The following is a 24331-nucleotide window of genomic DNA, read 5'->3' as shown; positions in this document are numbered from 1 at the left end:
ATCAGGGTCGACCAGAACCACGTTCGCCGGACTCGGGCGGCCTCGTCAGGTCCACAGCAGGACGGATGACCACACTTGTAAGAAAGGCGGTTATCCGTCTTGCGGAGTCAGCTCAGTCGAGGCCGCCGTAGGAGTGCAGGCCCTCGAAGAAGATGTTCACGCCGAAGAGGTTCATCATCATCGTGAGGAAGCCGACGATGGCGAGCCAGGTCGCCACGTTCCGCTTCACGCTCGGGGTGGCCCGGGCGTGCAGGTAGCCGGCGTAGATCACCCAGGAGATGAACGACCAGGTCTCCTTCGGGTCCCAGCCCCACGGCCGCCCCCAGGCCGCCTCGGCCCAGATCGCTCCGGCGATCACCGCGAAGGTGAAGACCGGGAACGCGAAGGCGTGCAGCACGAAGGTCAGCCGCTCCAGCGCCGCCGCCGCCGGCAGCCGCTTCGCCAGGGTGTACGGGAAGCTCCGCCGCCCCTGCTCGTAGCCGGCGCGCAGCAGGAACGCCACCGCCGGCACCGCGCCCAGCAGGAAGACGCCGGAGGCGAAGACGATCGTCGAGACGTGGATGACGAACCAGTACGAGTTGAGCGCCGGCACCAGCGGCACGATCGGGGTGTAGAGCACCAGCTCGGCGGTCGCCACCAGCAGCACCATCACCAGCGACAGGAACAGTCCGAGGCGGCGCAGCTGCGGCAGCTTCCAGAGCACCACCAGCCAGGCGGCGACACCGATCCAGGTGCCCGTGAGCACGAACTCGTACATGTTGCCCCAGGGCATCCGGTCGGCGGCGATGCCGCGCGTGACCAGCGCCCCGAGGTGCAGCAGCGCCCCGATCGCGGTGACCGCGACGCCGCCCAGGCCCGCCATCCGGGCACGCCGGGCGGTGCGCTCGGCGGCCGCCGCCCCGGCCTCGTCAGGTGCGTCCGGGATGCCGCCCCCGGGCGCGCCCACGCCCGCACCGACCAGTTCCCGTACGGGTGCCGCGACCCGGGCGCGGGCGTTGCCGAGCGCGTACTCGACGGCGTGACTGATCATCGCCACCAGGTAGGCCAGGATCGCGAACGACACCAGTTGGTCGGAGAGTGCGGACATCATTCGGCTCCTTCTCGCGCTCCGGCCCGGTCGCCGCCGTCGCGGTCGACACCGGCCTCGTCGTCCGGCCGCCCGTCGCCGCCTATGGCGGCCACGAGCTGCGCGAACTCGTCGGCGAACCCCGGATGGTCGGTGCGCGGCAGGCCACCGGCCTCGACCAAACTACTACCGCTCGTCGGAGATCCACTCGTCGGGTCGGCACCGGCCGGCAGCAGCCGGAAGAAGACCCGGCGGCGCCGGCCGAACAGCGAGCCCATCAGGCCGACCAGCAGCACGGCGGAGCTGACCAGCAGCAGCGTGGCGCCGGGGTCGTAGCGGACCGACAGGGTGATGTACGGCACGGTGCCCAGGAACTCGACCTTGGTGCCGTCGTCCAGCTCCCAGGTCTCGCCCTTGCGGAGCAGCTTCGTGCCGACCTCCTTGACCTTGCCTGCGCTCACCTGCCGCTGGTCAAGTTCGTAGACCGAGCCGGGGATGCCGGCGTCCATGCCCAGGTTGCCCCGGTAGGCGACGAGGTTCAGCGCGGGGTTGCGCTCGGTGGGGTACTCGGAGCGGGCGAACGGCGCGGCGGCGGGGGCGGTCGGCAGGTAGAGGCCGGAGAAGGCCATCTGGAGGTCCGGGTCGCGGGTGCCCGTGGCCGGGTCGACGTTGATGTCCGGGAAGGCCGCCAGGCCCTCGCTGGTCAGCCCGACGTCGCCCGTGGTCAGGAAGGGGAAGTTGCTGGTCTGGCTCTTGCCGAACCGGTCGGTGTAGCGGATCACCGGTGCGTAGCCGTGGCCCAGCAGGTAGACGTTCGCGCCGTCGAGGCGCAGCGGGGAGTTGACCGAGAAGTTGGCCTGCCGCCGCTCGCCGCCCGCCTCGTCGACGGTCACCTCGGCGTCGAAGAACTCCGGCTGGCCGGACTCCAGGAACCGGGCGTGGAAGTCGTCGAGTTGGATGCAGAAGCCGGGCAGGTCGGCGCTGCTGACCCGGGGGCCCAGCTTGCTCTCGGCGTACTGCTGCCGGGTGTTGCAGAACGCGTTGTCCTTGCCGGCCACCAGCAGCTTGTTGCCGCTCCAGCCGTACCAGGAGCCGAGCGCGACGCCGACCAGCACGACCACCATCGAGCTGTGGAAGAGCAGGTTGCCGGTCTCCTTCAGGTAGCCCTTCTCGGCGGAGACCTCGTCGCCGCGTACCACCACCCGCCAGCGCCGCCGGCGCAGCGCGTCCGCGATCGCCGCCACGCCGCCCTCCGGCGCGGCCAGCACGGCGTGCTGCGGCAGCCGGTCCAGCCGCCTCGGCGCGGCCGGTGGCTTCGACCGCAGCGCCCGCACGTGATCCCGCAGCCGGGGCGTGATGCAGCCGATGAGCGAGGTGAAGAGCAGCAGGTAGATCGCGGAGAACCAGACCGAGCCGAACGCCTCGAAGGCGCCGATCCGGTCCAGCACCGGCGCCAGGTCGGGGTGCGCGGTGAAGTAGTCCCGCACGTCCTCCGGGTTGACCCCGCGCTGCGGCAGCACCGAGCCGGGGATGGCGGCCACCGCGAGCAGGAAGAGCAGCACCAGCGCCGTACGCATGCTGGTGAGCTGCCGCCACGAGTTGCGCAGCAGGGCCAGCAGCCGGTTGGGCCGGCGCCGGGGCGCCTCGGCCGGCGGTGCCGGCCGCTCGTCGACGGCGGTCATCAGATACTCACCTCGCCCACCCCGACGATGGTCCGCAGCCAGATCACGAAGTTCGTCCAGCCGCCGGTGACCAGCGCGAGGCCGATCAGGACCAGCAGCGCGCCGCCCAGCCGGGTGACCCAGCGGCTGTTGCGCCGGACCGCCCGGAACACTCCGAGCAGCCGCTCGAAGCCCAGCCCGAAGACGACGAACGGCACCCCGAGCCCCACGCAGTACGCCACGGCCAGCACCACGGCCCGGTCGGTCTGCCCGCCGACGGCGGCCATGCCGATCACCGCACCGAGGGTCGGGCCGACGCAGGGCACCCAACTCAACGCGAAGACCGCGCCGAAGACCGGCGCGCCGAGCAGCCCGGCGGCGGGCAGCCGCTGGATCCGGAACTCCCGCTGCAACCCCGGCAGCAGCCCGACGTAGCTCAGCCCGAGCACGACGATCAGCCCACCGATGACGATCTCCAGCGCCCGCTGGTACTCGAAGAAGACCCGGCCGACGCTGGCGAAGAGGATCGCGGTGGCCGTGAAGACGGCGGTGAAGCCGCCGATGAACAGCAGCGTGCCGGCCAGCACCCGGCCCTTGACGGCGGCCGGCGCCGGCTCGGCCCGCTCCCGTACCGCCAGGCCGCCGCCACTGGAGGTGCGGTCCGGATCCGTTGACGGGGAGCCCCTCCGCGCACCTGGGCGGTGGGTTTCGAGGTCCGCGCCGGCGAGGCCGGTGACGTACGACAGGTAGCCCGGCACCAGCGGAAGTACGCACGGGGAGAGGAAGCTGACCAGCCCCGCGAGCGCCGCCGCGCCGATGGCGAGCAGCAGCGGACCCGACTGGGCGAGTTCGGAGAACGTCTCGCCCATCAGCGGGAACCGTCGGAGGCGGGTTGCTCGGCCGCGATCCGCTCGACGATGGGCTGGAGGCCCTCCTGCTTCACCGCCGCACGGATCACCACGGCGATGCGGCCGTCGCGGTCCAGCACGATGGTGGCCGGAATGGTGTTCGGCGGGATGTCCAGGGCGAGCGCCAGCCGGCTCGGCGGGTCGAAGAGACTCGGGTAGGTGACCTTGAAGCTCTCCTCGAAGGCGAGCGCCTTGTCCCGCTGGTCCTGGATGTTGATGCCCAGGAACTTGACCCCGGAGGCCTTGGTGGCCTGGTAGGTGTTCTCCAGGTCGTCCGCCTCGGCCCGGCACGGCGCGCACCACGAGCCCCAGAAGTTGACCACCACGACCTGACCGCGGTCGCTCGCCACGTCGTGGCTGCCGCCGGTGAGCAGCTCACCGGCGAGCTTCGGGGCGGCCGATCGCTGGTCGGGGGCGCACTCGATGATGCCGTCGGTGTTGTCGCACGCCTCCTCGCCGTCGCGCGACGAGCAGCCGGCCAGCGCCACCGTCGCGACGGCGGCGAGCAGACCCGCGGTCCACCTCCGGGCGTTCATCAGGCCCCCTTGGCTGTCCTGGCTGTCGGCGACATCGCGATCAGGTGGGCGGCCGGCTCGGAGTAGCCGATGCCGACCACCTTCGCGCCGTCGAAGTGGAACGAGGTGAGGCTGGCCAGCCCGCACTGGCGCTTGCGCGGGTCGTGCCAGAGCCGCTTGCGCTCCACGTGCCGGCGCAGCGTCCAGATCGGCAGTTGGTGGGAGACCAGCACGGCCTCGCGCCCCTCGGCGGCCACGCGGGCCGCGTGCAGGGCGGCGAACATCCGCTCCGCGATGGCACGGTACGCCTCGCCCCACGACGGGGTGACCGGATCCCGCAGCACCCACCAGTTGCGCGGGTCGCGGAACGAGCCGTCGCCGGGAGAGACCTTCTTGCCCTCGAACCAGTTGGCGCTCTCGATGAGCCGCTCGTCCACGCCGACCGGCAGCCCGAACTGCGCGGCGATCGGCTCGGCCGTCTGCTGGGCGCGTTCCAGCGGGCTCGCCACCACGTGCACGATCTCCCGCTCGGCCAGCCCCTGCGCGGCGGCCTTGGCCATCTGCACGCCGAGTTCGGAGAGCCGGAAGCCCGGCAGCCGGCCGTAGAGGATGCCGTCCGGGTTGTGCACCTCGCCGTGCCGCAGCACGTGGACCACCGTCTTACTCACCGCTGCACCCCCTTCGTTCGCGACTGCGGGGCTCGCAAACCCGGCTCACTCCTCGCGCTCACCGCAGACCCTTTCGTTCGCGACTGCGGGGCTCGCAAACCCGGCTCACTCCTCGCGCTCACCGCTACCCCCCGTGACCTGCCGCCGCCGCAGCCCTGGCCGCCACCGGCAGGGCGGCGGCGATCTGCTCCAGAGCGGCGTCGTCCAGCGCCGCAGACACGAACCACGCCTCGAACGCGCTCGGCGGCAGGTAGACGCCGCTGGCGAGCATCGCGTGGAAGAACGCCTTGAACGCCGGCACCTGCTGGGTGCGGGCGCTGTCGTAGTCGACCACGTCGGCGTCCGTGAAGAAGATCGAGAACATGTTGCCCGCGTACGACAGCCGGTGCGGGACCCCGGCGGCGGCCAGCGCGTCGGTGGCCAGCCGGCTCACGACGGCGGCCGTCTCGTCCAGCTTGCGGTAGAGCGCGTCGTCGGCGAGCCGCAGGGTGGCCAGGCCGGCGGCGCAGGCCAGCGGGTTACCGGAGAGGGTGCCGGCCTGGTAGACCGGGCCGGCGGGGGCCAGACGTTCCATGATCTCCGCGCGCCCGCCGAACGCCGCGGCCGGCAGGCCACCCCCCATGACCTTGCCGTACGTCCACAGGTCGGCGTCGGAGGGGTCGAGGCCGTGCCAGCCGGCGCGGGAGACCCGGAACCCGGTCATCACCTCGTCGACGATCAGCAGCGCGCCGTGCGCGTGCGCGATCCGGGCGAGCTGTTGGTTGAAGCCGTCGCGCGGGGCGACCACGCCCATGTTGCCGGCGGCGGCCTCGGTGATGATCGCCGCGATGTGCTGGCCCTCGGCGGCGAACGCCTGCTCCACGGCGGCGACGTCGTTGTACGGCAGCACGATCGTGTCACCGGCCGCCGCGCCGGTCACGCCCTGCGAATCGGGCAGGCCGAGAGTGGCCACGCCCGAGCCGGCGGCGGCCAGCAGGCCGTCGGAGTGCCCGTGGTAGCAGCCGGAGAACTTGACGATCCGGGGGCGGCCGGTGAACCCGCGCGCCAGCCGGATCGCCGACATGGTGGCCTCGGTGCCGGAGTTGACCAGCCGCACCTGCTCGACCGGGGTGCGGTCGACGATCTCGGCGGCCAGCTCGACCTCGCCCGGCGTCGGGGTACCGAAGCTGGTGCCCCGGGTCGCGGCCGACCTGATCGCGTCCACCACCTCGGGGTGCGCGTGGCCGAGGATCAGCGGCCCCCAGGAGGAGACCAGGTCGACGTAGCGCCGGTCGTCGGCGTCGTAGAGCCAGGGTCCCTCCCCACGGACCATGAAGCGCGGTGTGCCGCCGACGGCACGGAACGCGCGCACGGGAGAGTTCACCCCGCCGGGCACGATGGCCTTGGCGCGGTCGAACAGGGCCTCGGAGGCCGGCGCGTCGGCCGGGTAACGGCCAGGTCCGGCGGGAAACATATCGGTCACGATGCCGCCATTGTGTCAGCGCCGGGCGGCGAATCGGCAGGCACCCCGCACCGGGGTTACCAGGCTCACCCGGGTCGGCCCTTTACCGCTGTCCGGCGACGCCCGCCCGCGCGGTGCGGGACAGGCCGTGGCCGATGTGTCGGGTGCGGAACCACCCGCGCTGCCGGAAGGGGGCGCCGCGCGATCCGTCGCGCTCGGTCGCCACCGCTCGACAGGCCGGGTCGCCCGGATCGCGATAGGCTGACCCGGTGGATCGTGCCGAACTGTCCATCACGCTACACCGGACGGGCGACGAAGCTGTGCTTCGCCTGGCCGGTGAGATCGACATGCTCACGGCCGCCCAGCTGTCGACCGTCGTCAACGAGGTCCTCACCGATCCGCCACCCCGGATCGTCCTCGACCTCGGCGGGGTCACCTTCTGCGACTCGCAGGGCCTCGGCACCCTCGTCGTGCTCAGCCGCAAGGCCAGCCACGCGCAGAGTCTGCTGGTCCTGACCAACGTCGGCGACTTCCTGCTCCGCGTCCTGGACATCACCGGCCTGCGCAGCGCCCTGATGATCCGCAACGACCAGACGACCGGCTGACCCGCCCCCTTCCGAGCGGGGGCGGGGTGCGGTGGATCGTCAGGGGGTGTTGCCCCAGCGGGCCTGTTCGAGAAGCTCGACGGCGCGATCGCGGGCGTCCGGGTCGTCCAGGCGCAGCATCGCGGTGGCCTCGTCGACCGCGTCCGTCAGCACCCGCAACTGCGTGTCCCGCTCCCGCACCAGATCCGACTGGGCCGCGAGCTGCCGGGTCTTCACCCACAGCTCGACGAAGACCGACACCTTGGCCCGCAGCACCCACGGGTCGAACGGCTTCGTCAGGTAGTCGACCGCGCCGACCGCGTAGCCGCGCAGCGCGAGCTGGGCGTCCCGGTCGGCGGCGGTGAGGAAGATGATCGGCACGTGCCGCGTACGCTCACGCCGCTTGATGTGGCTGGCCGTCTCGAAGCCGTCCATGTCCGGCATCTGGGCGTCCAGCAGGATGACGGCGAAGTCGTCGACCAGCAGCTGCTTCAGGGCCGCCTCGCCGCTCTCGACGGCGACGGACTGCACCGGCAGGCCCTGGAGAATCGCCTCCAGCGCCATCAGGTTCTCCCGGCGGTCGTCCACCAGCAGCGCCTTAGCCATCTGGGTCACGAACTCTCCTCGGTTCGGCTGCCACCGATCCAGGACGACATGAGTTCGATCAACTCGTCCAGGTCGACAGGCTTGGTGATGTAGTCGCTTCCGCCGGCCGCCAGCGCGGACTCGCGGTCGCCGGGCATGGCCTTCGCCGTCAGGAAGACGATCGGCAGGTCGGCGAACCGGTGGTTACGCCGGATCTGGCGAGTCGTCTCGTACCCGTCCTGATCGGGCATCATCGCATCCATCAGGACGATGTCGACCTCCGGATGCTCGGCCAGCAGGCGGACGCCGTCCGCCCCGTTGTCCGAGTACAACACGGTCAGGCCGTGCAGTTCCAACGCACTGGTCAGCGCGAAGACGTTCCGGACGTCGTCGTCGACGATCAGCACGGTGGTTCCCTCCAGCCGCCGGGTGGCCGGCGTGGAGGCCGGCTCGGGCAACTCCGGCGGCGGCATGAGCAGCGAGGACGGCAGCCCGGCGCGGGCCGGTGACGGCGGCAGCGGCGCGACGACCGCGTCCGGCGCGAGCACGTCCGGCACGAAGAGGGTGAACGTCGAACCCTGACCGGGCGCCGACGCCACCACGATGCTGCCGCCCAGCAGCCGGGCCAGGTCGCGGCTGATCGACAGCCCCAGGCCCGTACCGCCGTAGCGGCGGCTGGTGGTGCCGTCGGCCTGCTGGAACGCCTCGAAGATCAGCGACAGCTTGTCGTCGGAGATGCCGATGCCGGTGTCGACCACGGTGAACGCGATCACCTGCCGCGCGTTGGTCAGGGCCGGCACGTCGAAGACCGTGCTCTCGGGCGCCGGCGCGATCCGCAGCGTCACCGCCCCGTTGTCGGTGAACTTGACCGCGTTGGAGAGCAGGTTGCGCAGGATCTGCTGGAGCCGCTGGGCGTCGGTGACCAGCGCCTCCGGCAGGTTCCTGCTGATCCGTACCTGGAAGTCCAGGCCCTTCTCCTCCGCCTGCGGCGCGAACGCCTGCTCCACGTACCCACGGATGTCGTCGAACCGGACCGGCGTGGGCTCGACGTCCATCCGACCCGCCTCGATCTTGGACAGGTCGAGGATGTCGTCGATCAGCGACAGCAGGTCGGAGCCGGCCCCGTGGATCGTGCGCGCGAACTCGATCTGCTTCGGCGTGAGGTTCTGCTCCGAGTTCTCGGCCAGCAGCCGGGCCAGCAGCAGCAGCGAGTTCAACGGCGTACGCAGCTCGTGGCTCATGTTGGCCAGGAACTCCGACTTGTACGCCGACGCCCTCGTGAGCTGCTGGGCCTTCTCCTCCAGGCCGAGCCGGGCCAGCTCGATCTCCCGGTTCTTCGTCTCGATGTTGCCCTTCTGCTCGGAGAGCAGCTGCGCCTTGTCCTCCAGCTCGGCGTTGGTGCGCTGGAGCTCCGCCGACTGCTCCTGCAACTCGTGGGCGAGCCGCTGCGACTGGGCGAGCAGCTCCTCCGTACGCCGGTTGGCCTGGATGGTGTTGACGGCGATGCCGATGGTGAGCACGAGCCGCTCCAGGAACGACAGGTGCAGCTCGGAGAAGGCCGCCACGCTGGCGAACTCGATGACCCCGAGCAGCTCGCCCTCGAAGAGCACGGGCAGTACGACCAGGTCGGCCGGCGGGGTCTCGGCGAGCCCGGAGCGGAGCATCAGCCGGCCGTCCGGCGCCCCGCCCACCCGGATGGTGCGACGGGACAGGGCGGCCTGGCCGACCAGCCCCTCACCGGGGCCGAAGGTGACCTCGTGCCCCCGGGCGACGTAGCCGTACGAGGCGGTCAACCGCAGCCGCGTCACGCCCTCGGAGGTGTCCGCCAGGAAGAACGCGCCGAGCTGCGCGTCGACCAGCGGGGTCACCTCCATCATGATCATGCGGCAGACCTCGCCCAGGTCGCGTTGCCCCTGGAGCAGACCGCCGATACGGGCCAGGTTGGAGTCGAGCCAGCCCTGCTCGGCGTTCTTCTTCGTCGTCTCCCGGAGGGTGACGATCATCTGGTTGATGTTGTCCTTCAGCTCGGCGACCTCGCCCTGCGCCTTGACCGCGATGCGCTGGGTCAGGTCGCCCCGGGTCACCGAGGTGGACACCTGCGCGATGGCGCGCAGCTGGGTGGTCAGGGTCGAGGCGAGCTGGTTGACGTTCTCGGTGAGGTCGCGCCACGTGCCCGAGACGCCCTTGACCTGCGCCTGGCCACCCAACTTGCCCTCACTGCCCACCTCGCGCGCGACCCGGGTCACCTCGTCGGCGAACGACGACAGCTGGTCCACCATCGTGTTCACGGTCGACTTCAGCTCCAGGATCTCGCCCTGGGCGTCGACGGTGATCTTCTGCGACAGGTCGCCCTTTGCCACCGCCGTGGTGACCGAGGCGATGTTGCGCACCTGCGACGTCAGGTTCGACGCCATCGAGTTCACGTTGTCCGTCAGGTCCCGCCACGTACCCGAAACGCCCTTGACCTGCGCCTGGCCACCCAGCTTGCCCTCACTGCCCACCTCGCGGGCCACCCGGGTCACCTCGTCGGCGAACGACGACAGCTGATCCACCATCGTGTTCACCGTCGACTTCAGCTCCAGGATCTCGCCCCGGGCGTCCACGGTGATCTTCTGCGACAGGTCGCCCTTCGCCACCGCCGTCGAGACCTGGGCGATGTTGCGGACCTGGGCGGTGAGGTTCGACGCCATCGAGTTGACGTTGTCCGTCAGATCCCGCCAGGTGCCGGCGACGCCCCGCACCTGGGCCTGACCGCCCAGCTTGCCCTCCGTACCCACCTCGCGGGCCACCCGCGTCACCTCGTCGGCGAACGACGACAGCTGATCCACCATCGTGTTCACCGTCGACTTCAGCTCCAGGATCTCGCCCCGGGCATCCACGGTGATCTTCTGCGACAGGTCGCCCTTCGCCACCGCAGTGGTGACCGAGGCGATGTTGCGCACCTGCGACGTCAGGTTCGACGCCATCGAGTTCACGTTGTCCGTCAGGTCCCGCCACGTACCCGAAACGCCCTTGACCTGCGCCTGGCCGCCCAGCTTGCCTTCGGTGCCCACCTCGCGCGCGACGCGGGTCACCTCGTCGGCGAACGACGACAACTGGTCCACCATCGTGTTGACGGTGTTCTTCAGCTCCAGGATCTCGCCCTGGGCGTCGACCGTGATCTTCTGCGACAGGTCGCCCTTCGCCACGGCCGTCGAGACCTGGGAGATGTTGCGGACCTGGCTGGTCAGGTTGCCGGCGAGCTGGTTGACGTTCTCCGTCAGGTCGCGCCAGGTGCCGGAGACGCCACGCACCTGGGCCTGGCCGCCCAGCTTGCCCTCGATGCCCACCTCACGCGCGACCCGGGTCACCTCGTCGGCGAACGACGACAACTGGTCCACCATCGTGTTGACGGTGTCCTTCAGCTCCAGGATCTCGCCCTGCGCCGCCACGGTGATCTTCTGCGACAGGTCGCCCCGGGCCACCGCCGTGGAGACCTGCGCGATGTTGCGCACCTGGGCCGTCAGGTTGGACGCCATCGAGTTGACGCTGTCGGTCAGGTCCTTCCAGGTGCCGGCCACGTTCGGCACGTCCGCCTGCCCGCCGAGCTTGCCCTCGGTGCCCACCTCGCGGGCCACCCGGGTCACCTGCTCGGCGAAGAGCCGCAGGGTGTCGGTGAGGTAGTTCATCGTGTCGGCCAGCTCGGCGACCTCGCCGCGCGCGCCGACCGTGATCTTCTGCGACAGGTCACCCTGGGCCACCGCCGTCGCCACGTGGGAGATCGACCGCACCTGGCCGGTCAGGTTCGACGCCATGGTGTTCACCGAGTCGGTGAGGTCCTTCCAGGTGCCGGCGACGCCGCGCACGTCGGCCTGGCCGCCCAGCTTGCCCTCGGTGCCCACCTCGCGGGCCACCCGGGTCACCTCGTTCGAGAAGGACGAGAGCTGGTCGACCATCGTGTTGACCGTGCGGCCGATCCGCAGGTACTCGCCGCGCAGCGGCCGGCCGTCGATCTCCAGGGCCATGTGCTGGGAGAGGTCGCCGTCGGCCACCGCGACGATGACCCGGGCGATCTCCGTGGTCGGCCGGCCCAGGTCGTCGATCAGCGAGTTGACCGCCCGCTGCCCCTCCGCCCACGAGCCGTCCAGGCCCTCGTCGTCCAGGCGCTCGGTGAGCCGGCCGTCCCGGCCGACGATCCGGCTGATCCGCCGCAGGTCGAGGTACTGCCGCTCCTGGAGCGACACGACCTCGTTGAAGGCGTCCGCCACCTCACCGGCCCGGCCCGCCCGGCGGGGCAGCCGGACCTTCAGGTCACCCCGGCGGACCCGCCGCAGCGCCTCGGTCAGCTCGCCGAGGAGCGCCTCGTGGTCGGGCGCGGACGGGTCCGCGGTCGCCGACTGTTTCGTGCTCATCATTCCTCGCTCAGCTCGGGGCCACCGGGTCCTGCCGACGCCGGCCATCCCCTCATTGTGCCTGCGGACCCCTCCCCGCCAACCCCACGCGCCCACCCTCCAGGCCGTCGATCACGCAGTTGCGGTGCCCCGCGAAACGGGCAGAGCGCTAGAAACAGCCCACCACAAGTGCATGATCGGCGGAAGGGCGGGGCGGAGAGTGGCTTGGCAGTCGCGCGGTGGCGGTGGAGGATACGGGGATGTCAGCGGAGGCGGGGCCCGCGACGACCGGGGGCCGAGACGAACACGTCCGGCGCGTCCGGCTCCCCGCCGACCGGCGTACGCCCGCCGCGGCGCGGGCCCTCGTCCGGTCCGTCCTCACCGAGGCCCGCCTCGACGAACTGGCCAACGAGGCCATGCTGCTCACCACCGAGCTCTCCACCAACGCCGTGGAGCACGCCCGCACCGAGCTGGACATCGAGGTGGTCGCCGATCCGGTCGGGATCACCGTCACCGTGTCCGACTTCGCCGCCGGCCCGGTGGAGGAGCTGACCGTCGGGGTACGCAACGACACCACCGACATCGACGAGGTGTCCGAGCGGGGCCGGGGACTGCTGCTGGTCGACCACTTCGCCAGCCGCTGGGGCACCACCTACCTGCCCACCGGCAAGGGCGTCTGGTTCCGGCTGGACCTGCCCGGCCCGACCGCCGGTCACCGGGCAGTGGGCAGACCCGGCGCGGCCACCGCCGGGGGCGGCGCACCTGCGGACGCGGAGAACTCCGCGCCGAGCGCCGGGGCCATGAGCGAGCTGATGCAGATCACTCCCGACCCGTACGCCGAGGATCCGCTGCCCGACTTCGCGACCAGCCTGCTCGCCCGCGTGGCGGAGATGGTCGGCGCGGCGGGCGGGGTCGTGCGGCTGGACCGGGGCGAAGGGCAGGGCCCCCAGGTGCTGGCCCGGTACGGCCGCCAGCCCCGGCCCGGCAACGAGCTGCTCCGGGTGCCGCTGGCGGTGCACCGGCCGTACGCCGGCGAGCTGGAGCTGGACGCGGCCCCGTCGGCGTACGCGCGACCGCTGGCCGTGCTGATGGCCGAACGGCTCTCGCTGCACCTGGAGAACGACCGGCTCCGCCGGGCGGACGTCCGCCGGCAGGCCTGGCTGACCTTCCTCGCCGAGGCCAGCGAGCTGCTCGCGCAGTCACTCGACGTCGAGCTGACGATGGTGCTCGTCCCGCAGCTCGTGGTGCCCCGGCTCGGGCAGTGGTGCGCGGTGCACACGACCGACGAGTGGGGTCGGCTCCGCCTCGCGGCGGCCAGCCACGCCGACGAGTCGGTGCTGCCCCAGCTGCACCAGGCGCTCGAGGAGACCGGCCCGGACTCGGTCCAGGCCCGGCTGCGCGAGGCGTCCCGCAACGGCACCCAGATGCCGCTCGGCGCGCCGATGGAGGGCTTCGCCGTCCCGCTGATCGCGCGGGGGCAACGGCTGGGCACGATGGCCGTCGGTCGACACCAGCGGCACCGGCACGACCCGGACCAGGTCGCCGTGCTGGAGGACGTCGCCCGGCGGGCGGCGCTGGCGATCGAGAACGCCCGGATCCACGCCGAACGCCGGCGGATCGCGCACACCCTCCAGCAGTCGCTGCTGCCGCCGGCCCTGCCCGTGGTCGAGGGCATCGGTCTCGCCGCCGAGTACGTCCCGACCGGCGGCAACGTCGACGTCGGCGGAGACTTCTACGACGTGGTGCCCCTGCCGGACGGGCGCTGGCTGGTGGTGATCGGCGACGTCTCGGGCAAGGGGGTGCAGGCGGCGACGGTCACCGGCCTGGTCCGCGACGTCATCCGGGTGCTGGTGGGTGACGGCAAGCCGCTGCCGGAGGCGCTGGCCCGGGTCAACGAGACGCTCTTCGAGCGGGGCGGCGGGCGCTACTGCACGCTGGCCCTGGCGGCGGTCGGCCCCGGCGACGGCGACCAGCTCTCCGTCTCCCTGCACCTCGCCGGCCACGATCGACCGGTGCTGCTGCCCGCCAGCGGTGGGGCGCGCTTCGTCGGCACCGGGGGCACGGCACTCGGCCTGCTCGACTCGATCGCCTCCCCGTCGGCCGAGGTGCCGCTCGGCCCGGGGGACGCGCTGGTCTTCTACACCGACGGTGTCACCGAGCGGCGGCGCGGCCGGGATCTGTTCGGCACCGAGCGGCTGCGCGACGCCGCCGCCCCGCTGGCCGGCTACCCGGCCGACGTCATCGCGGCGCGGCTCCGCTCGACGGCGATCGGTTTCTCCACCGAGGCGCCCCGCGACGACATCGCCATCCTGGTGCTCCGCAACGACGCCACCTGACTGGGACGGGCGGTCTTCCGACGGTCGGACCTGACCTACTCCGTCCGCGCGCCCGGTCCATCGGCGACAGGGCGCTGCCGGTCAGCGGCCGCCGGGGAGGCGGCCCGGGGCGAGGCGGTGGTGGGGGTCGAGGTGCTCCTTGGCCGCGCGCAGCCGGGCCAGCCCGGCCAGCTCGCCCCACAGGTCGACCTCCCGCCGGACGGCTGCCGGCGCGGCGAGCACCACGCACCGGCCCTGCCGGGCGAGCAGCACGCCGCGCACGGCGGCCAGGATCGACGCCACCCGGTCGGGGGGCATGGTGCCGGGCAGGGCCGCGTGCACCACGCCGAGGCCGGCGGAGCCGCGCACCGGGACGGGGCCACCGGCAGCGTCGCGCAGCGCGTAGACGGCGGCGTGCAGGTCGGCGATGGGCACCTCGATCCGCAGCGCCGTGTCGCCCGGGCCGAACGGGTAGCGCCGCCACCACTCGGGCACGGCGTGGCTGGCGGTCGCACCCGCGCCGAGGAGCGCGACGAGCCGGTCGGCGCGCTCGGCGACGTCAGCCGGACCGCCCTCCAGCAGCACGACCAGCCGCCCGGCACCGGCCGGGCCGCCGCCGGCACGCCCCATCATGGACGGGTGGGCGGCCATCGCGGCGGCCCGGCTGCCCTGCCGCGGCCGGGGTCCCGCGCCGGCCGGCAGGTCCAGCTCGACCGCGGCCGGGTCGAGGCGCGCGGCGAGCACGGTGCGGACCAGCTCGTGCACCTCCAGCGGGGTCCACACCGGCCGGCTAACCCAGATCCGGCCGGCCGGGACGGGCTGCACCCGCAGGGTCGCGGAGACCAGCACGCCGAGCGCCCCCTGGGAGCCGCAGAGCAGCCGGGCCAGTTCCAGCCCGGCGGCGCCTCCCCCGGCGTCGACCAGCTCGCCTTCGGCGTCGAGGTAGCGGACGCGTACGAGCTGGTCGCAGGGGCTGCCGTGGCGGTGCCGGAGCGGCCCCGCCTCGCCGGCGGCGAGCACCCCGCCGAGGGTAGCGCCGGGCGAGGGGGCGTCGAGCGCCAGGCGCTGCCCGGTGCGGTCCAACGTGGCCTGCACCGCCCGCAGCGGCGTGCCCGCCCCGACCTCCGTGGTGGGCGTGCCGGGCGGCCCGTGCCCGATCCCGGCGAGCCGGCCGGTGTCGAGCATGATGTCGACCCGGTCGGGGGCGGCGCCCCAGTCGATTTTCGTGCCGGCGCCGCGTGGCACCACCGTCAGGTCGTGCCGGGCGGCGAGCCGCAGCACCTCGGCCGCGGCCCGGGCACCACCCGGTACGGCTACCCAGCGGGCCGGGCGGCCGGCCACCTCGTCGGCCGGGCCGGCGAAGCGGGCGAACGGCGGGCCGCAGATCTCCGTCAATCGCCGGGTGATGTCGAGGGCTCCGGGCCGGTCGGTGGAACTCGTTGCAGCCGCCATGCCGGCCATCGTACACATGTTCGAAAGGTGTGGCGGCGGGTCGCCGACGAGGCGGCGCGGCGGGCGGCGCGCGGCCGGTAACGTGGCGCCGTGACCACCGAGACCCCCGCACCCACGGCGAAGCGGGTGCCCAGCGAGCGCACCCACCACGGCGACACCGTCGTCGACGAGTACGCCTGGCTCACCGGCAAGGACGACCCGGAGACGATCGCCCACCTGACCGCCGAGAACGCGTACACCGAGGCCCGGACGGCGCATCTCGAAGGGTTGCGCGGCGACCTGTTCGAGGAGATCCGCCAGCGCACCCAGGAGACCGACCTGTCGGTGCCGAGCCGCAAGGGCGGCTACTGGTACTACACCCGGACGGTCGAGGGCCAGCAGTACGGCGTGCAGTGCCGCCGGGCGGTCCGCGACGGCGAGACCGAGCCGCCACTCAGCACGGACGGCGCGCCGCTCGACGGCGAGGAGGTGCTGCTCGACGGCAACGTGGTCGCCGAGGGGCACGACTTCTTCGCGCTCGGCGCGTTCGACGTCAGCCCGGACGGACGGTGGCTGGCCTACTCCACGGACTTCTCGGGCGACGAGCGCTTCACGCTGCGGGTCAAGGACCTCTCCACGGGCGAGCTGCTGCCCGACGAGGTGCCCGACACGTTCTACGGCACCGCCTGGTCGGCCGACGCCTCGGTGCTGTTCTACGTCACCGTGGACGAGACGTGGCGTCCCAACCGGGTGTGGCGGCACACCCTGGGCACCGCGTCCAGCGAGGACGTCGTGGTCTACCAGGAGGACGACGAGCGGTTCTGGGTCGGCGTGGAGCTGAGCCGCTCGGAGCGGTTCATCCTCATCGACGCGCACAGCAAGATCACCAGCGAGGTGCTGGTGATCCCGGCCGGCAACCCGACCGGTGTGCCGGCGTCCGTGGCGCCCCGGCGGCAGGGCGTGGAGTACGCCGTCGAGCACCACGGACACCGCTTCCTGATCCTGCACAACGACGGCGCGGAGGACTTCGCGCTGGCGTACACCTCGGCGGACGCCCCCGGCGACTGGGTGCCGCTGATCGAGCACTCACCCGGCACCCGGCTGGAGGCCGTCGACGCCTTCGCCGACCACCTGGTCGTCTCGCTGCGCACCAACGGGCTGACCGGGCTGCGGGTGCTGCCGATCGGCGGTGGCGACGCCTTCGACATCGACTTCCCGGAGCCGCTCTACAGCGTCGGGCTGGACAGCAACCCCGAATACCAGACCAGGCAGCTCCGGCTCCGCTACGCCTCGCTGGTCACCCCCGACTCGGTGTACGACTACGACCTGGTCACCCGGCAGATGGTGCTGCGCCGGCAGAAGCCCGTGCAGCCCGGGCCGGACGGGCGGGCGTACGACCCGGCCGACTACGAGCAGCACCGCGACTGGGCGCTCGCCGACGACGGGACCCGGGTGCCGATCTCGCTGGTCTGCCGGGCCGGCACGCCGAAGGACGGCTCCGCCCCCTGCGTGATCTACGGCTATGGCTCGTACGAGGCGAGCATCGACCCGTGGTTCTCCATCGCCCGGCTCTCCCTGCTGGACCGGGGCGTCATCTACGCCGTCGCGCACGTCCGGGGCGGCGGCGAGCTGGGCCGCCGTTGGTACGACCAGGGCAAGCTGCTGGCCAAGAAGAACACCTTCACCGACTTCGTCGCCTGCGCCCGGCACCTGGTCAAGGCGGGCTGGACGACGAGCGACCGGCTCGTCGCCCGGGGCGCCTCGGCCGGCGGGCTGCTGATGGGCGCGGTCGCCAACATCGCCCCGGACGCGTTCGCCGGGATCGTCGCGCAGGTGCCCTTCGTGGACGCGCTCACCTCGATCCTCGACCCGTCGCTGCCGCTGACCGTCACCGAGTGGGAGGAGTGGGGCAACCCGCTGGCCGACCCGGAGGTCTACGCGTACATGAAGTCCTACACGCCGTACGAGAACGTGCGGGCGGTGGACTATCCGGCGATCCTCGCGGTGACCAGCCTCAACGACACCCGGGTGCTCTACCACGAGCCGGCGAAGTGGATCGCCCGGCTGCGGGCGGTCGCCCCGCAGGGCGACTACCTGCTGAAGACCGAGATGGGCGCCGGCCACGGCGGGCCCAGCGGCCGTTACAACTCCTGGCGCGAGGAGGCGTTCGTCAACGCCTGGATCCTCGACCGCCTCGGCCGCGCCTGACCTGCGGTTGGGGAAGGGCACCTTCCTGACGGATCCCGACCAGGAAGGTGCCCTTCCCGACACGCGCTCGGCGCAGGAGAGGGCGCGGGCCAGCTCCGTGCGGGAGCGGATGACGCCCGGCACTTCCAGCCCAGGACGCCCGGCGTCTCAGCGCAGGACGGGCGACACGCTCAGCCCAGGACGCCCGCCAGCACCGCCGGGTCGACGTTGCCGCCGGTGACCACGGCGACCGTACGACCGGGCGGCAGTTCGGCGGCGTGGAACAGCCGGGCGGCCACGGCCACCGCGCCGCTCGGCTCCACGACCAGGCGTGCGTCGTGGACCAGCCGGCCCATCGCGGCCCGGATCTCCTCCTCCGTCACCGTGACGATGCGGTCGAGCCGGGCCCGCAGGTGGGCGAGGGTCAGCTCGGACGGCGGCAGGCGCAGCCCGTCGGCGATCGTCCGGTAGGTGCGCTCCTCGCCCCACACCACCACCGACCCGGTCGCCAGCGACTCCCGGGCGTCGGCGGCGAGTTCCGGCTCGACCCCGATCACCGTCGCCGCCGGCCGCACCGCCGTGACCGCCGTGGCGACGCCGGAGGAGAGCCCGCCGCCGCCCACCGGCACCAGCACCACGTCGACGTCGGGCAGGTCCTCGACGATCTCCAGCCCGACCGTGCCCTGCCCGGCGACGATCCGCCGGTCGTCGAAGGGCGGCACCAGCACCGCACCCGTCGTCGCGGCGATCCGCTCGGCCTCCGGGCCGCGCTGCGGGGGCGGCACCAGCAGCACCTCCACGCCCAGTGCCCGGATCCGGTCCACCTTCGCCGCCGGGGCCCCCTCCGGCACCACGATCCGGCACGGCACGCCGGCCGCCCGGGCGGCGTACGCCAGTGCCAGACCGTGGTTGCCCGAGGAGTGGGTGACCACCCCGCGCGCCCGCTCCTCCGGGGTGAGCCGGGCGATCGCGTGGGTCGCGCCGCGCAGCTTGAACGACCCCACCGGTTGCAGGCTCTCCGGCTTTAGCCACAGCTCCGCGTCCCATCCGGTCCGCAGCAGCGGGGTACGCGTCACGGTGCCCGCGATGTCGGCGGCGGCGGCCCGGACGTCGGTGATCGAGACCAGCTCCATCGCCCCATCCTGCCCGATCCGGTCGATGTGGACGGACCCGCCGCCGCCCCCGAAGTCGCGCTCAGGGCAGCGGTCGGGGCCGCGCCGGCCGATCAGTCGAGGCAGAACTCGTTGCCCTCGGGGTCGGCCATCACGATGTGGCCGGCGCCGAGCGGGGGCTCGGGCTCGTGTCGCCTGAGCCGGGTGGCGCCGTGCGAGACGAGCCGCTCGGCCTCGGCCTCCAGGGCGGCCATCCGCGCGTCGCCCTCGGCCCCCGGGGCGGCGCGCACATCGAGGTGTACGCGGTTCTTGGCCTGCTTGCCCTCCGGCACCCGCTGGAAGAACAGCCGCGGCCGGGAGCCCTCGGGGTCGACCAGGGCCGAGGCGTCGTTGCGGCGCTCGGGCGGCACGCCCATCGCCTCCAGCGCCTGCTCCCACGACTGGAAGTCCCCGGGCGGGCCCTGCAACTGGTAGCCGAGGGCCTCGGCCCAGAACGCCGCCAACCCGGCCGGGTCGGCGCAATCGAAGGTTATCTGGACGTCACGGGCCATCTCAGTTCGTCTCCTGTCGGGTCTGCCGTCGATTGTGCAGGTGGAGGTCGCGCAGCAGGCACACTTCGGCCAGGTGGTGGATCAACTCGCGGTTGATGTGCAGCACCAGCGTCGCCATCGGAAGGTCGGCGTACGGGCTCTCCGCCTCCCCGCACAGCCGGGCGAGGCCCGTCTCGCCGAGGGACTCGACACCGGCCCGCCACGCCGCGTACTCCCGGTCGAGCTGGGCCAGCGCCCCGGCCGCCGTCGCGGCGTACTCGAACGACTGGTAGTCGGTGGGCGCGCGACCGAAGTGCCCGGCGTTGCGCACCGCGAGCACGCCGACGATCACGTGCCCGAGCCGCCAGGCGATCGTCGTGAACGGCGCCGGATCAGGCGTCGGCATCGCGAAGTCGATGGTCATCGCGCCGCTCCCCGCCTGCACCGGTGCGGTGCCGGTGCCACGCGGACGCACGTTCCAGCAGTCGGGCGTCGGCTCCCAGAAGTACTCGTCGTCGGTGAGGCCGTCGAGACGACCGCGCAGCTGGTTGGTCCAGTGCCAGTCGAGCTGCTCGCGCAGCAGGGGGTTCCAGTCGGTCATGACCACAGCCTCCCGTGGATAGCGGACAGGATCGTTCCGTTATCCGTGCAACGATCGGCGGGTGACCGTCGAGGCGACCACCGAACGGGTACTGCGGGTGCTGGCGTTGTTGCAGCGGCGGCCGTCCTGGACCGCCGCCGAGCTGGCCGCCGAGCTGGGGGTCACCGACCGCTCGGTACGCCGCGACGTGGAGCGGCTGCGCGCCATCGGCTACCCCGTGCACGCGACGGCGGGGGTCGGCGGCGGCTACCAGCTCGGCGCGGGCAGCCGGCTGCCGCCGCTGCTCCTCGACGACGAGGAGGCCATCGCGACGGCGGTCTCCCTGCGGCTGGCGTCGGGGGGCACGGTCGCCGGGGCAGCCGAGGCGGCGCTGCGGGCGCTCACGAAGCTCGACCAGGTGATGCCGGCCCGGTTGCGCGCCGAGGTCCGGGCGGTGCACGGCGCCACCGAGACCCTCGTCGGTCCCACGGCGCAGATCGACGGGGAGCTGCTGGTGACGCTCGCGCGGGCCTGTCGCGACGCCGTACGGGTGCGGTTCCGCTACCCGGACCGCGCCGGCGGGGAGCGCGGGCGCACGGTCGAACCGGTGCGGATGGTCACGACCGGCCGCCGCTGGTACCTGATGGCCTGGGACGTCGACCGCGACGACTGGCGTACCTTCCGGCTGGACCGGATGCGCGAGGTGGCGGCGACGACCTGGCGCTTCCGCGCGCGGGAGCACCCGGACCCGCGCGCCTACGTGCAGCGCTCCGTGGCCGAGGCGCCGTACCGGCATGTCGCCCGGGTGCGGGTGCACGCCCGGCCCGAGCGGGTGCGGGAGCTGGTGCCGCCCCAGGTGGGGCGCGTCGAGGACGACCGCGACGGGTGGTGCGTACTCGTCGTCGGCGGGGAGGACCTGGACTGGCTCGCCCTGCACGTGGCCCGGTTGGGCTTCGAGGCGCAGGTGCTTGAGCCTCCGGAGCTGCGGGAGTCCCTTGTCCGGCTCGCCCGCCGCCTCGTGGCGATGGCGGGAAGCGGGTGACGCCCGCCCGGGGCACCTAGACTGCCGGGATGACCGGGGCCGGGGACGACGACGAGCCGGCAGAGGACGTACCGGCGTCGGGGTGGCGGGCGGCGGCGCGCGACCGGCGCGTCTGGGCGATCCTCGCGGTGGTCGCGTTCCTGCTCGTGTGCTGCTGTTCCGCCGCCGCCGGGACGCTGCTCGCGCTCTCCGCCGGCCTCTTCTCCGCCGGCTGACGTCAGGCGGACGCAGACCAGGCGGGGTCGCGACCGGTGTCGCAGAGCAGCCGGTCGAGCCCCGACAGCCCGGCGTCGGCCGGCACCTGCTCGGCGAAGATGCCCATCTTCCGGGCGTTCGGCCCGAGCTGCGCGACCAGCTCGTGCAGCGCGGCCACCGCCCCCGGGGCGGGCCGGTACGGCTGGCCGGTCGCAGCGGCCAGGTCCCAGCCGTGCACCGTCAGGTCCAGCAGCACCATGCCGCCGACGGTGGCCTGCGGGATGCCCATCCCCGGCGAGACGCCCTCCAGGGCCGACGGGTCGGACCAGGCGTCGGCCAGCCGCCGCGTCTCGGCCGCGAACCGGTCGCGCCAGCCGTCGTCGGTGAGGTGGTCGGGCTTGTCCGCCCACTCCACGGGGCGTTTCGCCGCCAGGGCCTGGAAGTTCACCACCACCTCGAACAGGTGGTTGAGCAGGTCGCGCACCGCGTACCCGCGGCACGGCGTGGGCAGGTCGAGCTGCTCGTCGGCGATCGCGCGCACCACCGCCACGGTCGGCGACGCGGCCGCCGCCAGCAGGTCACTAGTCTGGGTTGCCATACGGCCAGCGTATGAGGGTGGTCTTGAAAAAATGCGACACCAGCCGCGCGGGGACAGCCGGGGCATCGTGGACCCGGCCCGGCTGCTGCGGCGGGTCCACTTCCGCCGGCACCTGCCCGCCGTCGCGCTCCGGCCGTACGTCGAGCACTACTGGCTGGTCGACTGGGAGCTGCCCGAGCCGCTCACGCAGCGGGTCGTGCCGCACCCGGCGGTCAACGTGGTGTTCCAGCGCGACGGTGCCGGCCCGGAGACCGCCGAGGTGTCCGGCGTCGGGCTGGAACTCTTCTCGATCACGCTCGCCGGCGCCGGCCGGGTCAGCGGGGTCCAGTTCCGGCCGGGCGGCTTCCGCCCGTTCTGGCGGGGACGCCCGGTCGCCGAGCTGACCGGACGGCGGTGGCCGATGTCGTCGCTCGCCGACCGCTGGCCGCCGGCCGCCGCCCTGGTCGCCGCCGCGCCGCACGGCATCGGGTCGGGCGTCAGCACGGCGGATGGCATCGCGTCGGACGGCGGCAGGGCGGGCGGCGGCGCGGGGCCCGCCGGCCGCTGCGACGGTACGGACGCCGAGCGCTGCCGCGCGCTGGACGACCTGCTGACCGGCTGGGCGCCGGAGGCGGACCCGGTCACCGACGAGGTCATCGAGCTTGTCGAGGCGATCCGCGCCGACCGGACGGTACGGCGGGTGGACGACTTCGCCCGGCGACGCGACGTGTCCGTCCGGCGGCTGCAACGCCTGTTCCTCGCGTACGTCGGCGTCGGCCCGAAGTGGGTGATCCGCCAGTACCGGCTGCACGAGGCGGTGGAGCAGGCGGCCGGCGGCCCGCTCGACTGGGCGAGGCTCGCGGCGGAACTCGGCTACAGCGACCAGTCCCACCTGGTCCGCGACTTCAGCGCCGTCATCGGCGTCTCCCCCGCCGCGTACGCCCACTCGGTCGGCCGGCCCGGCCGCCACCCCTCACGGGCAGTGCCCGCCCGGCGTTGACCGGGTGCCCCGCCGGCGCCACCGGTCAGCGGCGGCGCAGCGCCACCACGGCGACGTCGTCGTGGATCTCCGGCGGGGCCAGCTCGACCAGGAGCCGCTCGCAGAAGCGGTCCAGGTCGTCGTCGATGTGGCCGGCGGCCACGGCCAGGGCGGCCAGCCCGTCGTCGATCGTGACGTCCCGCCGCTCGATCAGCCCGTCGGTGTAGAACACCAGCGTCGCCCCGGCCGGCAGCACGAACTCCAGGTCCGGCGGCCGGGGGGCGCGCACCCCGAGCAGCGGGGCCGAGTGCTGCACGAACTCCACCTTGCCGTCGATGCTGAGCGCCGGCGGCAGGTGCCCGGCGCTGGCCAGCCGAACCCGGCCGCTGGGCGGGTGCAGCAGCAGTACGCAGATCGTGGCCAGCTCGTTGGGGAGCAACGTACGCATGAGTTCGTTGACCCGGTCCAGGATCTCGCCCGGCTGGTGCCCCTCCACCGCGTACGCCCGCACCGCGTGCCGTAGCTCGGCCATCACGGTCGCGGCGTGCAGCGAGTGGCCCGCCACGTCGCCGATCGCCAGCAGCAGGTGGCCGTCGAGCATCACCAGCTCGTAGAAGTCGCCGCCCACCTCGGTCTGCGCGCTCGCCGGCTCGTACCGCACGGCCAGGTCGAGTCCGTTGATCTCCGGAATCCGGCGCGGCAGCAGGCTGCGCTGGAGGGTGACCGCGATGCGGTGCTCCTCGTCGAAGGAGCGCTGCGCCTCCACGGCCGCCGCCACCGCCTGGGCGAGCTGCCGCAGCACGGGGGTGCGGGCGGTCTGCGTGGCGGTGGGCACGACCACGTAGAGCGGCGCGCGGTCCTCACGCAGCCGGGCGGCGGCCACCGTCACCGTGTCGTCCGTCGGCCAGTCGACCAGGCCCCAGGCGGCCGGCTCGTCCACCTGGACCCTCGTCCCGGTCGGCACCCCGGAGTCGTCGACGATCCACGGGACGATCGTGGCCGTGCTGTCGGGGCCGGCCGCGATCCCGGCGAGACAGTCGCCGTCGAACGTCTCGGCGACCACGGCGGCCGGGCTCCTGAAGATCTGCGCGGCGCCGGCCGCCGCCTCCTCCAGCAGGCGCGCGAAGTTCGGGGCGGAGTGCACCGCCAGTGTGGTGTCGGCCAGCCCGAGCAGCCGCTCGGCGAGCAGTTCCGCGCGCTGCCGGGCCCGGTAGTAGCGCAGCACCGCGTGGGAGGTGGCGACCAGTTCCTCCGGCTCGATCGGCTCGGCCAGGTACGCGTCCGCGCCCCGGGTCAGCCCCTGCGCCCGGTCCACCACGTCTACCGCGTGCGCGGACACGTGGATCACCGGCAACGCCGGGTGCGCCGCCTTGATCCGTTCGCAGACCTCGAACCCGTTCAGGTCGGGCAGCCGCACGTCGAGCACCACGAGGTCGACCGGTACCACCTCGACGCGGGCCAGCGCCTCGGTGCCCGTCTCGGCCTCCAGCACGGTGAAACCCGCCCGGGACAGCCAGCTGACCAGGAGGTAGCGCTTGGTGGGGCTGTCGTCGACCACCAGCACCGTCGCCGGGCCACCCTCCAC

The 24331-nt window shown here is 73.1% G+C and carries 20 protein-coding genes; 6 read left to right on the top strand and 14 right to left on the bottom strand.

Annotated elements, in window-relative coordinates; all coding sequences use genetic code 11:
• Window positions 1-112: 112 nt before the first annotated feature.
• The 6 genes from ccsB to hemL form a co-directional block, all read right to left on the bottom strand.
• Window positions 113-1087 carry a c-type cytochrome biogenesis protein CcsB gene (gene ccsB, locus ACGFIR_RS02735; protein WP_393142862.1) on the bottom strand — a complete coding sequence of 325 codons (975 nt, stop codon included), beginning with the start codon at window positions 1085-1087 and terminating at the stop codon, window positions 113-115.
• Complete coding sequence (locus ACGFIR_RS02730) at window positions 1087-2748, bottom strand: cytochrome c biogenesis protein ResB (protein WP_393142860.1); 1662 nt, start codon at window positions 2746-2748, stop codon at window positions 1087-1089. The genes ccsB and ACGFIR_RS02730 overlap by 1 nt, the downstream gene beginning before the upstream one ends.
• The gene (locus ACGFIR_RS02725; protein ID WP_393142858.1) at window positions 2748-3596 is read right to left on the bottom strand and encodes a cytochrome c biogenesis CcdA family protein; all 849 of its coding nucleotides are present in this window, start codon (window positions 3594-3596) and stop codon (window positions 2748-2750) included. Before ACGFIR_RS02725 ends, ACGFIR_RS02730 begins: the two co-directional genes overlap by 1 nt.
• The gene (locus tag ACGFIR_RS02720; protein ID WP_393001125.1) at window positions 3596-4171 is read right to left on the bottom strand and encodes a TlpA family protein disulfide reductase; all 576 of its coding nucleotides are present in this window, start codon (window positions 4169-4171) and stop codon (window positions 3596-3598) included. Before ACGFIR_RS02720 ends, ACGFIR_RS02725 begins: the two co-directional genes overlap by 1 nt.
• On the bottom strand, window positions 4171-4818 hold the full coding sequence (locus ACGFIR_RS02715) for a histidine phosphatase family protein (protein ID WP_393001127.1): 648 nt from the start codon (window positions 4816-4818) through the stop codon (window positions 4171-4173). The genes ACGFIR_RS02720 and ACGFIR_RS02715 overlap by 1 nt, the downstream gene beginning before the upstream one ends.
• 124 nt (window positions 4819-4942) lie before the next feature.
• The gene (gene hemL, locus ACGFIR_RS02710) at window positions 4943-6280 is read right to left on the bottom strand and encodes a glutamate-1-semialdehyde 2,1-aminomutase (protein ID WP_393142856.1); all 1338 of its coding nucleotides are present in this window, start codon (window positions 6278-6280) and stop codon (window positions 4943-4945) included.
• A gap of 248 nt (window positions 6281-6528) precedes the next feature.
• Here hemL and ACGFIR_RS02705 point away from each other — a divergent pair, with 248 nt between their 5' ends.
• Window positions 6529-6864, top strand: a complete 336-nt coding sequence (locus ACGFIR_RS02705; RefSeq protein WP_393142854.1) for an STAS domain-containing protein — start codon at window positions 6529-6531, stop codon at window positions 6862-6864.
• Window positions 6865-6903: 39 nt separating this feature from the next.
• Here the strand turns inward: ACGFIR_RS02705 and ACGFIR_RS02700 are convergent, their stop codons facing one another.
• Together ACGFIR_RS02700 and ACGFIR_RS02695 are read right to left on the bottom strand one after the other, a co-directional pair.
• The gene (locus tag ACGFIR_RS02700) at window positions 6904-7458 is read right to left on the bottom strand and encodes a two-component system response regulator (RefSeq protein WP_393001133.1); all 555 of its coding nucleotides are present in this window, start codon (window positions 7456-7458) and stop codon (window positions 6904-6906) included.
• Window positions 7455-11822 (bottom strand): HAMP domain-containing protein, encoded by a 4368-nt coding sequence (locus tag ACGFIR_RS02695; protein ID WP_393142852.1) that lies wholly within the window; start codon window positions 11820-11822, stop codon window positions 7455-7457. Before ACGFIR_RS02695 ends, ACGFIR_RS02700 begins: the two co-directional genes overlap by 4 nt.
• Before the next feature lie 236 nt (window positions 11823-12058).
• Here ACGFIR_RS02695 and ACGFIR_RS02690 point away from each other — a divergent pair, with 236 nt between their 5' ends.
• Window positions 12059-14134, top strand: coding sequence for a SpoIIE family protein phosphatase (locus ACGFIR_RS02690; protein WP_393142850.1), 2076 nt, complete (start codon window positions 12059-12061; stop codon window positions 14132-14134).
• Between the two features lie 81 nt (window positions 14135-14215).
• Here ACGFIR_RS02690 and ACGFIR_RS02685 read toward each other — a convergent pair whose 3' ends face one another.
• Window positions 14216-15565 (bottom strand): FAD-binding oxidoreductase, encoded by a 1350-nt coding sequence (locus ACGFIR_RS02685; protein WP_393001142.1) that lies wholly within the window; start codon window positions 15563-15565, stop codon window positions 14216-14218.
• A gap of 90 nt (window positions 15566-15655) precedes the next feature.
• On the opposite strand from ACGFIR_RS02685, the gene ACGFIR_RS02680 reads away from it, so the two are divergent.
• Window positions 15656-17752 carry a S9 family peptidase gene (locus ACGFIR_RS02680; protein WP_393142848.1) on the top strand — a complete coding sequence of 699 codons (2097 nt, stop codon included), beginning with the start codon at window positions 15656-15658 and terminating at the stop codon, window positions 17750-17752.
• A 170-nt stretch (window positions 17753-17922) separates the two neighbouring features.
• Here ACGFIR_RS02680 and ACGFIR_RS02675 read toward each other — a convergent pair whose 3' ends face one another.
• The 3 genes from ACGFIR_RS02675 to ACGFIR_RS02665 form a co-directional block, all read right to left on the bottom strand.
• Entirely contained in the window at window positions 17923-18864 is a 942-nt protein-coding gene (locus ACGFIR_RS02675; protein ID WP_393142846.1) for a threonine/serine dehydratase, read from the bottom strand.
• Between the two features lie 92 nt (window positions 18865-18956).
• Complete coding sequence (locus ACGFIR_RS02670) at window positions 18957-19394, bottom strand: VOC family protein (protein ID WP_393142844.1); 438 nt, start codon at window positions 19392-19394, stop codon at window positions 18957-18959.
• A gap of 1 nt (window position 19395) precedes the next feature.
• Window positions 19396-19974: a DinB family protein gene (locus ACGFIR_RS02665; RefSeq protein WP_393001150.1), complete on the bottom strand. Its 579-nt coding sequence runs from the start codon at window positions 19972-19974 to the stop codon at window positions 19396-19398.
• 61 nt (window positions 19975-20035) lie between these two features.
• Here ACGFIR_RS02665 and ACGFIR_RS02660 point away from each other — a divergent pair, with 61 nt between their 5' ends.
• Together ACGFIR_RS02660 and ACGFIR_RS02655 are read left to right on the top strand one after the other, a co-directional pair.
• Window positions 20036-20995 (top strand): helix-turn-helix transcriptional regulator, encoded by a 960-nt coding sequence (locus ACGFIR_RS02660; protein WP_393001152.1) that lies wholly within the window; start codon window positions 20036-20038, stop codon window positions 20993-20995.
• 29 nt (window positions 20996-21024) lie between these two features.
• Window positions 21025-21210: a hypothetical protein gene (locus ACGFIR_RS02655; RefSeq protein ID WP_393001153.1), complete on the top strand. Its 186-nt coding sequence runs from the start codon at window positions 21025-21027 to the stop codon at window positions 21208-21210.
• Window positions 21211-21212: 2 nt separating this feature from the next.
• On the opposite strand, the gene ACGFIR_RS02650 is transcribed toward ACGFIR_RS02655, so the two are convergent.
• A complete protein-coding gene (locus tag ACGFIR_RS02650; protein ID WP_393142842.1) occupies window positions 21213-21788 on the bottom strand; it encodes a TIGR03086 family metal-binding protein in 576 nt (191 codons plus the stop codon).
• Between the two features lie 31 nt (window positions 21789-21819).
• Between ACGFIR_RS02650 and ACGFIR_RS02645 the strand changes: the two genes are divergently transcribed.
• Entirely contained in the window at window positions 21820-22767 is a 948-nt protein-coding gene (locus tag ACGFIR_RS02645; protein ID WP_393142840.1) for a DUF6597 domain-containing transcriptional factor, read from the top strand.
• Window positions 22768-22792: 25 nt separating this feature from the next.
• Here the strand turns inward: ACGFIR_RS02645 and ACGFIR_RS02640 are convergent, their stop codons facing one another.
• Entirely contained in the window at window positions 22793-24331 is a 1539-nt protein-coding gene (locus tag ACGFIR_RS02640; protein ID WP_393001159.1) for a SpoIIE family protein phosphatase, read from the bottom strand.

The sequence above is a fragment of the Micromonospora sp. NPDC049051 genome (genome assembly GCF_043197575.1).
In the GTDB taxonomy this organism is placed as follows: domain Bacteria; phylum Actinomycetota; class Actinomycetes; order Mycobacteriales; family Micromonosporaceae; genus Micromonospora.
The sequence above is the reverse complement of the archived record's forward strand: the minus strand, read 5'-3'. Positions and strand labels throughout refer to the sequence as shown.